Origin of the sequence: Kitasatospora sp. MMS16-BH015 (assembly GCF_002943525.1) — a bacterium.
Lineage (GTDB): Bacteria > Actinomycetota > Actinomycetes > Streptomycetales > Streptomycetaceae > Kitasatospora.
On the sequence record NZ_CP025394.1, the window covers coordinates 7,658,705 to 7,672,992 of the forward strand.

13 protein-coding genes are annotated in these 14,288 nt (G+C 74.7%); 6 read left to right on the forward strand and 7 right to left on the reverse strand.

The annotated features are described in order from the left end of the window. Positions 1 to 116: 116 nt before the first annotated feature. The gene (locus tag CFP65_RS41915; RefSeq protein ID WP_256387291.1) at positions 117 to 242 is read left to right on the forward strand and encodes a hypothetical protein; all 126 of its coding nucleotides are present in this window, start codon (positions 117 to 119) and stop codon (positions 240 to 242) included. 52 nt (positions 243 to 294) lie between these two features. Here CFP65_RS41915 and CFP65_RS39375 read toward each other — a convergent pair whose 3' ends face one another. Further along, positions 295 to 1,065, reverse strand: a complete 771-nt coding sequence (locus tag CFP65_RS39375) for a hypothetical protein (RefSeq protein ID WP_158702474.1) — start codon at positions 1,063 to 1,065, stop codon at positions 295 to 297. Positions 1,066 to 1,395: 330 nt separating this feature from the next. Between CFP65_RS39375 and CFP65_RS32855 the strand changes: the two genes are divergently transcribed. Together CFP65_RS32855 and CFP65_RS32860 are read left to right on the forward strand one after the other, a co-directional pair. Then, the gene (locus CFP65_RS32855; RefSeq protein WP_104819594.1) at positions 1,396 to 3,090 is read left to right on the forward strand and encodes a SpoIIE family protein phosphatase; all 1,695 of its coding nucleotides are present in this window, start codon (positions 1,396 to 1,398) and stop codon (positions 3,088 to 3,090) included. Positions 3,091 to 3,093: 3 nt separating this feature from the next. Next, complete coding sequence (locus CFP65_RS32860) at positions 3,094 to 4,230, forward strand: esterase family protein (RefSeq protein ID WP_104819595.1); 1,137 nt, start codon at positions 3,094 to 3,096, stop codon at positions 4,228 to 4,230. Positions 4,231 to 4,242: 12 nt separating this feature from the next. Here the strand turns inward: CFP65_RS32860 and CFP65_RS32865 are convergent, their stop codons facing one another. The 3 genes from CFP65_RS32865 to CFP65_RS32875 all read right to left on the reverse strand — a co-directional run bounded on the left by CFP65_RS32865 (position 4,243) and on the right by CFP65_RS32875 (position 7,529). Further along, on the reverse strand, positions 4,243 to 4,791 hold the full coding sequence (locus CFP65_RS32865) for a DinB family protein (RefSeq protein WP_104819596.1): 549 nt from the start codon (positions 4,789 to 4,791) through the stop codon (positions 4,243 to 4,245). Positions 4,792 to 4,800: 9 nt separating this feature from the next. Further along, positions 4,801 to 6,528 (reverse strand): arginine--tRNA ligase, encoded by a 1,728-nt coding sequence (gene argS, locus CFP65_RS32870; protein ID WP_104819597.1) that lies wholly within the window; start codon positions 6,526 to 6,528, stop codon positions 4,801 to 4,803. Positions 6,529 to 6,671: 143 nt separating this feature from the next. Next, positions 6,672 to 7,529, reverse strand: a complete 858-nt coding sequence (locus tag CFP65_RS32875) for a hypothetical protein (RefSeq protein ID WP_104819598.1) — start codon at positions 7,527 to 7,529, stop codon at positions 6,672 to 6,674. 230 nt (positions 7,530 to 7,759) lie between these two features. Here CFP65_RS32875 and CFP65_RS32880 point away from each other — a divergent pair, with 230 nt between their 5' ends. Beyond that, on the forward strand, positions 7,760 to 8,686 hold the full coding sequence (locus CFP65_RS32880; RefSeq protein ID WP_104819599.1) for an NADP-dependent oxidoreductase: 927 nt from the start codon (positions 7,760 to 7,762) through the stop codon (positions 8,684 to 8,686). 74 nt (positions 8,687 to 8,760) lie between these two features. Here the strand turns inward: CFP65_RS32880 and CFP65_RS32885 are convergent, their stop codons facing one another. Beyond that, the gene (locus CFP65_RS32885; RefSeq protein WP_104819600.1) at positions 8,761 to 9,756 is read right to left on the reverse strand and encodes a S41 family peptidase; all 996 of its coding nucleotides are present in this window, start codon (positions 9,754 to 9,756) and stop codon (positions 8,761 to 8,763) included. 190 nt (positions 9,757 to 9,946) lie between these two features. Between CFP65_RS32885 and CFP65_RS32890 the strand changes: the two genes are divergently transcribed. Together CFP65_RS32890 and CFP65_RS32895 are read left to right on the forward strand one after the other, a co-directional pair. Beyond that, complete coding sequence (locus CFP65_RS32890; protein WP_371682486.1) at positions 9,947 to 10,996, forward strand: permease; 1,050 nt, start codon at positions 9,947 to 9,949, stop codon at positions 10,994 to 10,996. Beyond that, positions 10,993 to 11,721, forward strand: a complete 729-nt coding sequence (locus tag CFP65_RS32895) for a TIGR03943 family protein (RefSeq protein ID WP_254552696.1) — start codon at positions 10,993 to 10,995, stop codon at positions 11,719 to 11,721. The genes CFP65_RS32890 and CFP65_RS32895 overlap by 4 nt, the downstream gene beginning before the upstream one ends. Positions 11,722 to 11,770: 49 nt before the next feature. Here CFP65_RS32895 and CFP65_RS32900 read toward each other — a convergent pair whose 3' ends face one another. Continuing rightward, positions 11,771 to 11,986 (reverse strand): heavy-metal-associated domain-containing protein, encoded by a 216-nt coding sequence (locus CFP65_RS32900; protein ID WP_104819601.1) that lies wholly within the window; start codon positions 11,984 to 11,986, stop codon positions 11,771 to 11,773. Between the two features lie 202 nt (positions 11,987 to 12,188). Continuing rightward, entirely contained in the window at positions 12,189 to 14,246 is a 2,058-nt protein-coding gene (locus CFP65_RS32905; protein ID WP_254552697.1) for a prolyl oligopeptidase family serine peptidase, read from the reverse strand. Between the last annotated feature and the right edge of the window lie 42 nt (positions 14,247 to 14,288).

Consider the following 14,288-nt stretch of genomic DNA (forward strand, 5'->3'; position numbering starts at 1 on the left):
GTCAGATCATCAGTGAGGGGGCGCGTGAATCCTGACGCGAACCGCCCAGTCGACGCGACTGGGGCGGACCTCAAGTCGCTGCTGCACTCCCTCTCGCTCGATACCGGATCGGCCCGATGGACCTGGGCCGGGACGACTACGACCCGGTGGAGTACCACGCGTTCATGGAGGCGTTGGAGCGGGACGGCGTATCCCTGCCGATAGCGTTCCTCCGGCTGATGGACCACGACGGGCAGCACTGACTGCCGGTGATCAACCCAGCCCCGCCCGCGCGATCCGGGAGCCGGCGGAGCGTCAGAACGTGTAGGTGAAGTGGGCCTTGGAGAGGATGCCGGGAGCGACGTCGAGGTTGACGTAGCTTGGGGCGGTCTCGCTGGAGAAGCCGAAGGTCATCGTGGTGCTCTGGCCCGGGGCCAGGGTGCCGCCGGCGAAGTCGCCGATGCCGCGGCCGCTGTCGATGATGCTGCGGGTGGCGCCGCCATCGGAGACGGCCGTGGCGGTGGCCAGGCCGAGGTCCACGTTCTTGCCGCCCTTGTTGGTGAAGACGACCTTGACCTGGTAGTTGTGCGCGCCGGTGCCGATGCCCTCGTACTCGCCGGGGGTGTAGGCGACGGGCGCGGCCGGGGCGATCTCCAGGCCGTTGCCCAGCTTCACGGCGTCCGTGCCCAGCACGGCGGTCTGCCCGCCCGGGGTGGCGGCGGCCGTCCCGGCGACCTTGCTGCCGGTGTCGGTGGAGAGGCTCTTCACGGCCTTGTCGACCCCCAGGAAGACCGTGCAGATCACCACGACGGTCAGGACCAGCCCGAGCACCCCGGTGAGGATCCCGCCGATCGCGGCTCTGCGGCCCACGCCGAGCCTGCGGGCCTTGCCGAGGCCGACGAAGCCGCAGACCACCGCCGGGATGGCGACCAGCCCGGAGACCAGGTTGAGCCCGGGCACGATCCCGCCGACCAGGGCGATCACGCCGCAGACCAGCGCGGCCGTGGCCGCGCCGTTGGTGGGGCGGGGCTGCGCCGGCTCGGGCAGCACGGAGGGCGGGGGCGGGGTCAGGTGGGTCTGGGGCACGACGGAGTTCCTTCCGGCAGGGGCGGGGGCCATGGGGCGGGAGCCACCAGGGCAGGTGGAGGCAGTGCCCCCGAGGTCGTCAGGGGGCACGGCAGGTCAGTCAGGAGTACAGGGCCCGTACAGGCGCAAGGGCCGCCGCAGCGGCCCTTAGTAACTCCATACAATCAGCCGCCGCGAGGCGCGGGCCGCCGCACAGGTCCCGAGTTGCCGGGTCGAAGGTCCCATCCGGCCGGGATGCGCCGCGTAGCGGCGGGCAGCACGATGAGCGGAGGAACGATCACCCCCGGGCGCCCGGGGCACGGCGGCGGCACCGCGGACGGGAGGCGGCCGATGGGCGGCGGCGACAGCCACTGGCCGGAGCTCACCGGGCCGCTGCGGCAGATCCTGGAGGGCACCGCAGCCGGGGTCGGCGTGCTCGACACCGAGCTGCGGTACCGGTACGTCAACCCGGCGCTGGCCCGGATGAACGGGGTGCCCGCCGCCGAGCACCTCGGCCGCACCATCGCCGAGGTGGTGCCCGGCATCGACGCCCGCGAGGACGTGCTGCGGGCCGTGCTGGCCGACGGCGAGCCGAGGGAGACCACCTCCAGCGGCCACACCCGCGCGCTCTCCACGCTGCGCCGCCGGTACTGGCACGGCGCCTACCACCGGCTCACCGAAGGCGGCCGCACCACCGGCCTGGTCGGCATCGTGCTGGAGGTCACCGCCTCCCGCGAGCAGCAGCACGAGCTGGAGCAGGCCCGCAACCGGCTCACCCTGCTCGACGCCGCCGCCACCCGGATCGGCACCACCCTCCACATGGACACCACCTGCGGCGAACTCGCCGACTACCTGGTGCCCACCCTGGCCGAGATCGCCACCGTGGAGGTGCTGCCCTTCCAGGACGCCCCGGAGGCCCGGCCCGCCACCAAGGGCCACCTGCGGCTGCGCCGGGCGGCGATGGCCGCCCTGGCCGAGCTGCGCGAGGAGGTGGGCGCCTTCGGCACCCCGGGGGAGTACGTGGACTACCAGCCCGGCTCGGCCGTGCCGCGCTGCCTGGCCACCGGGCGGCCGGTGATCTCCAACGTGCCGGACGACGAGACGCTGCGCCGGGCCGCCCCCAACGCCGGGCGGGTGCCCGGGTACCGGGCGCTCGGCATCCACTCCGCGCTGGTGGTGCCGCTGGCCGCCCGGGGCCACCAGATCGGCACCGTCACGCTGACCAGGGTGGCCGGCTCGCCCGCCTTCACCGGGGACGACGCCACCGCCGCCCAGGATCTGGTGCGCCGGGCCGCGATCAGCCTGGACAACGCCCGCCGCTACACCCGCGAGCACTCCATCGCCCTCGACCTGCAGCGCGCCCTGCTGGCCGACCCGGGCGAGCCCCACCCCGACCTGGACGTGGCCTTCCGCTACCGCCCGGCCGGCACCAGCGCCCTGGTCGGCGGCGACTGGTACGAGACCGCCGCGCTGCCCGACGGCCGCACCCTGCTGGCGATCGGCGACGTGATGGGCCACAGCCTGGAGGCCGCCGTCGAGATGAGCCACTACCAGGCGATGCTGCGGGTGCTGGCCGGGATGCAGCTGCCGCCCGAGCAGATCCTGGAGCAGATGGACACCCTGCTCGGCCGGGCCAAGGCCGCCCGCCCGGCCACCTGCCTGGTGGTCACCGCCGACCCGGCCGGCGGCAGCTGCCGGTACGCCAGCGCCGGTCACCTGCCCCCGGCCGTGGTCCACCCCGACGGGCGCACCGCCCTGCTCCCGGTCAACCCCGGCCCGCCGCTGGGCACCGGCCTCGGCGGCTACCGCTCGGCCACGGCCGAGCTGCCCGCCCACCACACCCTGCTGCTCTACACCGACGGCCTGGTCGAGCGCCGGGGCGAGGACATCGACGACTCGCTGCGCCGCCTCACCCGCCTCAGACTGCCCCCGCACGCCCCGGCCGACCAGCTGCTCGACGCCGTGCTCGCGCTGGCCCCCGCCCCGGCCGAGGACGACATCGCGCTGCTGGCCGCCACCGCCCTGCCGTACGGCTCGACGGTGTGACCCATGGGCCTGACCAGCCACAAGGTGCTCCTGCTGGCCGCGCTGATCACGGTGGCGCTGGTGGCCGGCACGCTCTGGATCTGGCCGCGGCTGGCCGTGCGCAGCTGGCCCGCGCTGTTCGCGCGCCTGGCCACCGTGCTGCTCACCCAGCTGGCGCTGGTCTGCACGCTCGGGCTCCTGGCCAACGACTACTTCGCCTTCTACAGCTCCTGGGGCGATCTGCTGGGCACCGACCACGGCGGCCGGGTCACCCTGACCACCACCGCCGGGGGAGGGCCGGGCCCGGCCGCCGGGGTGGTGCCGCTGCCAGCCGACGAGGTGCACGGGCCCGGCGCGCCCGGGCAGGCCCCCGACCAGGTGGGGCGGCTCGACCACGTCCGGCTGCCCGGCGCGGTCAGCGGGCTCAGCACCGACGGGTACGTCTACCTGCCGCCGCAGTACTTCCAGGGTGCCTACGCGCACAAGGCCTTCCCGGCGCTGGTGGTGCTCACCGGCTTCCCCGGGGACGCCAAGAACCTGGTCACCAAGCTCGACTACCCCGCCAGCCTGCTGCGCCTGCTGCGGGCGGGCGGCGTCACCCCGGTGGTGCTGGTGCTGCTGCGGCCCTCCCCCTCGATGCCCCGGGACAGCGAGTGCGAGGACGTGCCGGGCGGCCCGCAGGCGCTGACCTACTTCACCACCGACGTGCCGGCCGCCGTCCGGGCCTCCTACCGGGTGCTCGGCGGGGCGCACGCCTGGGCGGCGATGGGGGATTCGACCGGGGGCTACTGCGCGCTGAAGTTCGCGCTGACCAGGCCCGAGGTGTACGCCTCGGCGGTCTCGCTCTCCGGCTACTTCCGGGCGGCCGAGGACGTGACCACCGGCGACCTGTTCGCCGGCAGCCCGCAGCGCCGGCAGGACGCCGACCTCACCTGGCGGCTCACCCACCTCCCGCAGCCCGCCGTCTCGCTGCTGCTCGCCGACAGCCGGCAGGACGGCAGCACGTACGCCGACAGCACGGCCTTCGCCGGCCTGGCCCGGCCGCCGCTCACCGTGGACCGGGCGAGCGTGCCGACCGGCGGGCACAACTTCACCACCTGGACGCAGCTGATCCCGCCCGCCCTCCAGTGGCTCTCACCCCGGCTGACCCCGCCGGGCTGAACCAGGTGGCCCTCACAGGCCCCGGGCGCCGTCGATCCGCTCGCGGAGCAGGTCGGCATGGCCGTTGTGCCGGGCGTACTCCTCGATCAGGTGCACCAGCACCCAGCGGAGCGAGACCACGCCGCGCCAGGAGTCCACCCCCTCGAGGTCCAGATCGGGCGCACCGGCGGTGAACTCCTCGGCGAAGGCGACCTCGGCTCGCCAGGCGGCCCAGGCCGCCTCGATCACGGCCGGGTCGGCCACCGCGCCGTCGAAGTCGGCATCGGGGCACTCGGGCGTGCCGTGGAGCGGGGCCAGGTCACCGCGGCCGGCCAGCACCCGGCGGAACCAGCGGTGCTCGACCTCGGCGAGGTGGCGGACCAGGCCGAGCAGCGAGAGCGTGGAGGGCGGCACCGAGCGCAGCGCCAACTCACCCGTCAGACCGGCGCACTTGAGCTCCAGGGTGGCCCGCTGCGCCGCCAGCAGGTCGGTGAGCAGGGTGCGCTCGTCGGCGTTGGCGGGCGTGCGGAAGCGGGTGTCCGCCTCCTCGGGGACGGACAGTCCTGCTCTGCGCTCGGCCACGGGTGTGCCTCACATCCGGTCGGGGCTCTCGATGCCGAGCAGGTCGAGCCCGTGGGCCAGGGTACGGGCCGTCAGGTCGCAGAGCGCGAGCCGGCTCTCCCGGACGGGGCTCTCGGAGCGCAGCACCGGGCAGTGCTCGAAGAAGGTGGTGAAGGCGCCGGCCAGGCCGAACAGGTAGGCGGCCAGCCGGTGGAACTCCAGCGACTCCCCGACGGACTCCACCACCGCGCCGTAGCCGAGGAGTTCGAGCGCGAGCGCCCGCTCGGCCGGCTCGGTGAGCACGAAGGCCGCCGCCCCGGACCGGTCGGGCTGCTGCCCGGCCCGCCGGAAGATCGAGCAGATCCGGGCCCGGGCGTACTGCAGGTACGGCGCGGTGTTGCCCTCGAAGGAGAGCATCCGGTCGAAGTCGAAGACGTAGTCCTTCTGCCGGTCGATCGACAGGTCGGCGTACTTGACCGCGCCGATGCCCACCGCCCGTGCCACGGCGGCCCGTTCGGCCTCGTCGAGCTCCGGGTTCTTCTCGGCGATCACGGCGGAGGCCCGGGTGACGGCCTCGGTGAGCAGGTCGACCAGCTTGACCGAGACGCCGGCCCGGGTGCGGAGCATCCGGCCGTCCGGCCCGAGCACCGAGCCGAAGCCGATGTGCTCGGCCCGCGCGGGGGCGGCAAGCCAGCCGGCCTCCGCCGCCGTCTCCCGCACCATCTGCAGGTGCTGCCGCTGCGGCAGCCCGACCACGTAGAGCACCCGGTCGGCGCCGAGGTCGGCGAGCCGGTACCGGATGGTGGCCAGGTCGGTGGCGCCGTAGCCGAAGCCGCCGTCGCTCTTGCGGACGATCAGCGGCAGCGGCTCGCCGTCCCGGCCCCGGTGCTCACCGGGGAAGACGCAGCTCGCGCCCGCGCTCTCCCGGAGCAGCCCGAGCCCGGACAACTCCTCGACCACCGAGGGGAGTACCTCGTTGTAGGCGCTCTCGCCCCGGAAGTCCCCGGGGGTGAGCCGGACGCCCAGCAGGCCGTAGACGGCCAGGAAGTAGGTCTGCGATTCGGCCACCAGCTGACGCCAGAGCCGCAGCGTCACGTCGTCGCCGCCCTGGAGCAGCACCACCCGCCGCCGGGACCGCTCCCGGTACTCCTCGGAGGCGTCGAACTTGGCCCGCGCGGCCTGGTAGAAGCCGCTCAGGTCGCCCACCGAGAGCTCGTGCGCGGCCTCGGCCTCGCCGATGTCCAGCAGGTGCTCGACCAGCATGCCGAAGGGGGTGCCCCATTCGCCGAGGTGGTTCTGCCGGATCACCTCGTGGCCCCGGGCCTCCAGCACCCGGACGGCGGCGTCGCCGATGATGGTCGACCGCAGGTGGCCGACGTGCATCTCCTTGGCCGCGTTGGGCCCCGAGTAGTCGACCACCACCCGCTCGGGCTCGGCCGCCGTCGGCACGCCCAGCCGCTCGTCCGCGGCCCGGGCCGCGAGCAGCCCGGCCAGCGCCGCGTCCGAGAGCGTCAGGTTGACGAAGCCGGGCCCGGAGATCTCCACCGCCGAGCAGAGGTCGGCCAGTTCGGCCTTGGCGACCACCTCGGCGGCCAGCGCCCGGGGGTTGGTGCCGAGCCGCTTGGCGGTGGGCAGGGCGGCGTCCGACTGGAAGTGGGCGTGCTGGGAGCGGCGGACGAGCGGATCCACCGTCTCGCCCGTCACCGTCTCGTACGCCGTCTGCAGCCGCTCGCGCAGCAGCTCTTCCAAGTTCGTCATGGGCGCGAAGGTAGCGGAGCCGCCGGGCCGCCGTCCACGGCTTTTCCGCAGGTGGGCGGCGGTCGGCCGGCGGTCGGCGGACGGGGCCCGGGCCCGCTGCCGGTGGCCTGCCGGGCTGCGCCGGCGCAGGGGCCGCCCGGCCGTCAGTCGGAGTCGGCCAGCACGGCTTCGGCGGTGCGTAGCGCGTCGTCCAGGGCGGCCCGGTCGGCCTTCAGGGCGGCGGACTCGCGCTGTTCGGCGGGGAGTTGGAGGCGGGCTTCGGCGTCGAACCAGATCTTGGCGACCTGGGTGCGAACTCGGCAGGCGATGTCGGCGACGGCCGTCTTGCGTTCTGCGGTGGAGACGCCGGAGCTGTCCCAACCGGCGTTCGCGTCCATCGGCTCGCGGTAGTGGTAGCCCTGCTCCGCCATGCAGGCCGACCAGCGGCCGAAGGCCTCGACCACGGCGGGCTCGCGCTTGGCCTGCCCCCAGGCCTCGCCGGCCAGGGTGTCGGCCAGCTTGCCGTGCTCGCCGGCGCCGAGCTGCGCCCGGCTCTTGATCGCGCAGGAGTCGACGGTGGCCGGCTGGGTGCGCATGGTGTCGGCGAGGGCGGCGTCGTAGGCGGCCTGTTCGTCCGCGTCCGGGTGGTAGCCGCGTCGCTCGGCCAGGGCGGCGTCGTGGATGCCGTACCGCCAGTCGGTGTAGGTCTTGCCACCGAGCTTGGGCAGGGGCGCCGGCGCCTCCCAGTCGGCCAGGCCGCCCTCCCGCACGCAGCGCTGGGTCAGCACGGTGGCGGCCTTGGCCAGCTTGGCCTCCTCGGCCGGGCTGAGGCGGTACGCCTCCAGCGGGAGCCGCCAGGTGGCCGGGTCGGCCGGGTCAACGGGGGGCTCGCTGGCGGAGGGGCTCACCGAAGCGGCGGCGGCCGGGGCCTCGGGGCTGGCCTGGTCGGTGCCCGGGCCGGTGCAGGCGGCGAGGGCGCAGGCAGCGGCGGCCAGGGTGAGCAGGGGCCGGAGTGCCGTCATGGCAGGCACCGTTCTCTTGGGAAAGGTAAAGGGTCGGTCATGGCATTAGAGCAGCCGGGGATCGGGACGAATCGGACAGTCCGGCTCAGTGGCCCTTAACGTTTCCGCATCCTTCGTGTGCACAGCGACTTCGCCCCCGTCGTCCGGCGGGGATTGCTTGACAGTCTCAACTATGTAGGTCTACGGTCGGAGCAGTTACTTCAGCAAGTCAATGATTCAGGAGTACCACCATGAAGGCCATCACCTACCGCAGCTACGGCGGCCCCGAGGTCCTGGAGTACGTCGACGCCCCGATGCCGAAGCTCGGGCCCGACTCGGTGCTGGTCAAGGTCCGCGCCGCCTCGGTCAACCCGGTGGACTGGAAGATCCAGGCGGGCTACCTGGACGGGGTGCTGGACGCGGTCTTCCCGGTCGTCCCGGGCTGGGACGTGGCCGGGGTGGTCGAGCAGGTCGGCGTCGGCGTGACCGAGTACGCGGTGGGCGACGAGGTGATCGGGTACGTGCGGGAGGACATGGTCGGCCGAGGCACCTTCGCCGAGTACGTCGCTGCGCCGGTCCGCACCCTCGCCCGCAAGCCGGCCGCGCTGAGCTTCGAGCAGGCGGCGGGCCTGCCGCTGGCCGGGCTCACCGCCTACCAGGCGCTGGTCGGGGCGCTCGCCGTCAAGCCGGGGGAGACGGTGCTGATCCACGCGGCGGCCGGCGGGGTCGGTTCGCTGGCCGTGCAGGTGGCGGTGAGCCTCGGCGCGCGGGTGATCGGCACCGCGAGCGAGCGCAACCACGACTACCTGCGCGGGCTCGGCGCCGAGCCGGTGGCCTACGGCGAGGGCCTGGCCGAGCGGGTCCGCGTGCTGGCCCCGGCCGGGGTGGACGCCGTGCTCGACCTGGTCGGCGGCGAGGCGCTCCAGCTCTCCCCGGCCCTGCTCGCCGAGGGCGGCCGCCTGGCCTCGATCGCCGACGGGGCCGTGCTGGCCCTCGGCGGCCGGTACGTCTTCGTCCGCCCCGACACCGCCGACCTGACGGCCCTGGCCGAGCTGGCCGACACCGGCCGCCTCCAGGTGGAGGTGGCCGCCACCTTCCCGCTCGCCGAGGCCGCCGACGCCCAGCGGCTGAACGCCGAGGGCCACACCCGCGGCAAGATCGTGGTCACCGTGGCCTGACGGCCGGTAGGGACACGGCCACCGGAGGTCGGACCGGGTCCGCCGCCCTCTCGAGGGCGGCGGACCCACAGGGGTCAGACCGGGTCCGTCGCCGTCCCGAGGTCGGCGGCGGTGCCCGCCAGGATCTCGCGCGCCTCGGCGGCGGAGAGCGAATCCGAGTCGCTCGCCGCGATCTCGGCGAGCAGGGCGCGGTGGGCGGCCTCCAGCGCCTCGGCCGGCTCGGTCTCCACGTCCGGGGCGATGCCGGTCAGCTCCCAGTTGGTGCCGTCCACCGGGCTGATCGCGCGGGCCACCGGGATGGTGGCCTCCAGGTGGGGGTGGACGGTGAAGCCCTGGCGCGGGTTGGCCCCGCCGCCGGTGCGCTCGCCGTAGACCAGGGCACGCCCCAGCTGCTTGAGGTCGTAGGTCAGCTCCTCGCCGGCCGAGAAGGTGGCCCGGCTGGTCAGCACGGCCAGCGGCTTGCCGCCGCCGAAGCGCGGGCCCGGCACGTGCGGCGGGCTCCAGTAGTCCCGCTCGGTCTCGGTCTCGCGGTCGTAGAGCGTGTTGAGGTGGGTCGGCTCGTCGAACAGGTACCCGCAGATGTACGCGACGGTGTTCGGGTCCCCGCCCACGCACTCGCGCAGGTCCAGCACCAGCGCCTCGGCGCCCGCCACCAGGTTGAGCCCGGCCGTCAGGGTGTCCGCCGTCATGCTCAGCGGGAAGAGGATCGGCGCGAGCTTCAGCACCGCCACCCCGCCCGCCAGCCGCTCCACCCGCGGCACCCCGCCGAGCGAGGTCTCGGCCTTCCGGGTCAGCTCCGTCATCAGCGCGCCGTCCTTCACGTCCGGCACCTCGTACGGGTGGAACTTCAGGCGCAGGTGGCGGTCTCCGTTGACGGACTGCAGGTCCTCGGTGACCAGCGCGCCGAGCTGCTCGGCGTCGGTCACCTCGGCGTAGCGCCCGGCGGCGAGGCGGTCCCCGAGCACGGCGGCCGTCTCGACGCCCACATCCGGGAAGACGTAGAAGTCGGTGGTGAGGCGGGCGGTCTCCTCGACGATGCGGGTGATCTCGTCGGGCTGGAGCGCGGTCATCCGGTGGTTCCCCCTGGTACGGCGGTCGGTCTGTCCGGGTGATCATGGCCTGCCCACCGGCCCGTGGCAAGGGACGGTAAAGCCCCGCTGACCGCTCGTGGCACCGCGATCTTCCTGCGCTAGAGTGCGCCCGATCTCCGCTGGCCGGCAGCGGGCACACCGGCAGCGGGAACGCGGAAACCGAGGGGCCGTGACTGAGGAGACCACCCGGACCAGGCCCGGGCCGCCGCCCCCGGTGGTGGCCGCGCTGCCCGTGGCGGAGCGCTCCCGGGCCGGCGAAGTGCTGCGCACCGCCTGGCAGGTGACGGTCTGTCTGGTGGTGGTGGGCTTCGCGCTCTCCCAGGTGGTGCCGGATTTCGTGCACCGGGTCGGGGTGGCCGCCTTCCAGGCCTGGGGCACCGTGCTGGCCGCCGTGGTGCTGCAGGGGGTGCCCTTCCTGCTGCTCGGCACCCTGGTCTCGGCCGCCGTCAGCGCCCTGGTGCCCGACCGGGTGCTCACCCGGCTGCTGCCGCGCAACCCCGTGCTCGCCGTGCCGGTGGCCGGGGTGGCCGGGGCGGTGCTGCCCGGGTGCGAGTGCGCCTCGGTGCCGGTGGCCGCCGGGCTGATCCGGCGCGGGGTGGCCCCCGCCGCCGCGTTCGCCTTCCTGCTCTCCGCTCCCGCGATCAACCCCGTGGTGCTGGTGGCGACCTCGATCGCCTTCCCCGGCCACCCCGAGATGGTGGCCGCCCGGCTGCTCGCCTCGCTCGGCTGCTCGGTGACGATGGGCTGGCTCTGGCTGCGCCTCGGCCGCCCGGAGTGGCTCAAGCTGCCCGGCCGGGCCCCGGCCGCCCGGGCCGGCGGGCGGATCGACGCCTTCCTGCGTGCCCTCCAGCACGACTTCCTGCACGCCGGCGGGTTCCTGGTGCTCGGTGCGGCGGCCGCCGCGACCTTCAACATCCTCGTGCCGCCCTCGGTGCTCGAGACCTTCGCCGGCTCGCCCTGGCTCGCGGTGCCGCTGCTCGGCGCGCTCGCCGTGCTGCTCTCGATCTGCTCGGAGGCCGACGCCTTCGTGGCCGCCTCCTTCGGCGGCTTCTCGCTCACCGCCCGGCTGACCTTCATGGTGGTCGGCCCGATGGTCGACCTCAAGCTGATCGCGCTCCAGGCGGGCACCTTCGGCCGGTCCTTCGCGGCGCGGTTCTGCGCCGCCACCTTCGGCGCGGCCGTGCTGGCCAGTGCCCTGGTCGGGGGAGTCCTGCTGTGAACCGGCTGCGCGCGCACCTCCCGGGGCTGCTCCAGGCCTCGATCCTGCTGCTGGTCGGCGGCGCCGTGCTGCGGGTCAGCCTGTTCAGTGAGCTCTACCTGCGGTACGTCAAGGCGGGGCTGCGGCCGGTGCTGATCGCCTCCGGCCTGCTGCTGGTCGCCCTCGGCCTGCTCGCCGCCGTCCGCGACCGGGGCGGCCCGGCGGCACACGACCACCACGAAGGGGAAGGCCACCGGCACGGCGCCGCCGGGCCGCGCTCGGCCTGGCTGCTGATCGCCCCGGCCGTGATGCTGCTGCTCTTCGCCCCGCCGGCGCTCGGCTCCTACACCGTGGCCCGGGACGGCTCGGGCGCCGTGGCCAAGCGCACCTCCTTCCCGCCGCTGCCCGCGACCGGCCCACTGACCCTGACCCTGAGCGACTACGGCTCGCGGGCGGTCTGGGACGCCAACGCCTCGCTGCGCGGTCGGACGGTCCGGCTGACCGGCTTCGTCACGCCCAAGGAGGGCGCCGACTGGCGGCTGAGCCGACTGATCGTCACCTGCTGCGCGGCCGACGCCAAGGTGGTGGGGGTCGCCGTGCACGGCGCCCCGGCTCCGGCGGCCGACAGCTGGGTCACCGTCACCGGCAGCTGGCACCAGGGAAGCGCACTGCCCACCCTGGACGCGGCCACCGTGACAGCGATCGCCACCCCCAAGGACCAGTACCAGGACACCGTGCAGCCCTGAGTCGAGGACGGGTGGGCCCGGGCGGTCGGGGGCCCGGGCCCACGGTGGGTCAGACGCGGCCGACCAGGGCGAAGCCCGCCTCGTCGACCGCGCCGCGCACCGTCGCCTCGTCGAGGTCGCCCTCCGAGGCGACGGTGACCAGGCCGGCCTTGGCGTCGGCCGTCACCGAGGTGACCCCGGGCAGCGCGGCCAGGCCGAGGCTCACGGTCTTCTCGCAGTGGCCGCAGCTCATCCCCTCGACGGAGAAAGCGGTGGTGACGGACATTCGGGTACCTCCAGCGGATCGGTGGTCGGGAGCCTCCAGCAGAGCGCACCGCGGCAGCCGGATGCGGGGACACGCCGAGCCGGTGCCCCCAACGAGTGGCTCCCGCAGGCGACATGTCGATCTGTCGCCGGAGATCCGGACCGTTCCGTTCACTCGAACGGGTGGTCGTCGTGATGGTTCGCCCTGCCCGGGGCAGGCGCCGTCAGAGCAGGCGGTCGAACCAGGCGTGGATCCGCCGGAGCGCGTCGAGCTGGTGGGCGCGCTCCCGGAGGCCGTGGCCCTCGCGGGGGTAGACGCGGAGCTCGTGCTCGACGCCGAAGTGGCGCAGGGCGCGCTGGAAGTGGATCGCCTGGCTCAGCGGCACGTTGGTGTCCTCCTCGCCGTGCAGGATCAGCACCGGGGTGCGGATGGCGGCGGCGTAGGAGATCGGGCTCTGCCGGTCGTGGCGGTGCGGGCCCGGGCCCTCCCAGCCGGTGCTGCCGCCGAGCGCGGCGTCGAGGAGGCCCCAGTCGCCGGTGCCGGCCTGCATGCCCCAGTCACTGATGCCCGCGCCCATCACGGCGGCCTTGAATCGGTCGGTGCGGCCGATCGCCCAGGCCGCCAGGAAGCCCCCGTGGCTCCACCCCGAGATGCCCAGCCGCGCCGGGTCGGCGACCCCTTCGGCCACCAAGTGGTCGATCCCGCCGAGGACATCGGTCCACTCCGCGCCGCCGACCGCGCCCGCCGCCGTGGCGGCGAACTCGTGGCCGTGCCCCGAGCCGCCGCGCGGGTTGGCCAGGAAGACCGCGTACCCGGCGGTGGCCAGCCACTGGCCGCAGTCCACCACGGTGAGGGCGAACTCGTCGGCGTGGCGGCCGTAGGGCCCGCCGTGGACCAGGGTGACCAGCGGGAACGGGCCCTCCTCCCGGGTGCGGCCGACCGGCAGGATCAGCAGGCCGTCCAGCGGGAGCCCGTCGGCGGCCCGGTAGGCCAGCCGCTCCTGCACTCCCCAACCGACCCCGCGCAGCTCCGGTGCGGTGTCGCTGAGCCGGGTCAACGGGCCCCCGGTGGGCCCGGCGTGGACCTCCTTGGGTGCGTACGCCGTGCTCGCCAGCAGGGCGAGGGTCTCGCCGGAGCGGCTCGCGCTCACCCCGGTGAGTAGGCCCGGGTGGTGGGACAGTCGGCGGAACCGCAGGGTCGCCGGGTCGAGCCGGTGCAGGGCGGTGTCCAGTCCGTCGGCGAACAGCGCGAGCGGCGGGCCGTCCGCGACCTGGGCGAGCTCGGCCGGGCAGACGGTCAACTCGGCGGTGAGGTTGCAGTGTTCGGGCACCGGGCCGCTCGCCGGTGGGACGGTGTCGAGCACGGCGAGCCCGCCGATCAGCTCTCCGGGGGTCACGGCCAGGTGGGCCAGGTGCCAGCCGTCCTCGTGCCGCCACCAGACCGGGGAGTGCGCCTCGGCCCCGACCGGGCCCAGGTCATGGACGGCCCCCGACTCCGGTTCCACCAGGTGGAGTTCGGCCGTCAGCACGCCGGGGCCGAGCTCGGCGGTGGACCAGCTCAGCACCGCCAGCGGCCCGCCGTCCGGGCGCTGGGCCACCTCGACCACGTGCCGGTCGCCCAGGCCCGTCACGGTGCGCAGCGCGCCGGTGGCCAGGTCGAGCAGGCGCAGCCGGGTGACGGGCAGGTGCCGGCCCCAGACCTTGGCGTCCTCCCGTTCGGCGGTCCGGCGCTCCTGCTCGGCGGTGGGTTCGTCGGCGGCGAGCAGGGCGACGGTGCGGCCGTCGAGCAGCGGGTGGTGGTCGGCGATGCCGCCGCGCCAGGTGGTCAGGGCTTCGTCCGGGCCGAAGTCCGGGCCGAAGTCCGGGCCGGAGTCGGGGCCGGAGTTCGAGCCGTCGTCCGGGTGGATGCGGATCCGGATCCGGTGAAGTTGGGGGGTGCCGGGCTCCGCGCGGTCGGAGGTGAAGTAGAGCGAGGCCGAGTCGGGGGCCCACTTCGGGGCGAGGTCGTCGGCCGTGCCGTCGGTGAGCTCGCGCGGGGGCGTGCTGCCGTCGGCGGCGCCGATCAGGATCGACCCCTGCGGGCCGCCGTTGCGACCGCCGTCCCGGCCGCTGTCCTGGCGGCCGTGGGCGAGCACGCCGTAGGCGACCAGTCGGCCGTCCGGTGAGACGGCCGGGGTCACGGCGGCGGCCAGGTCGGCGATCAGCTCGGCGGTGAGGGGGGTCGGCGGTGCGGCGCTCGGCTGCGGCATGTACGGGCTGCCCTTCGCTCGTCGGTATGACAACTCGCCACGGTGGCAAGCGGACATCCTGTCGCACGGGCGAGC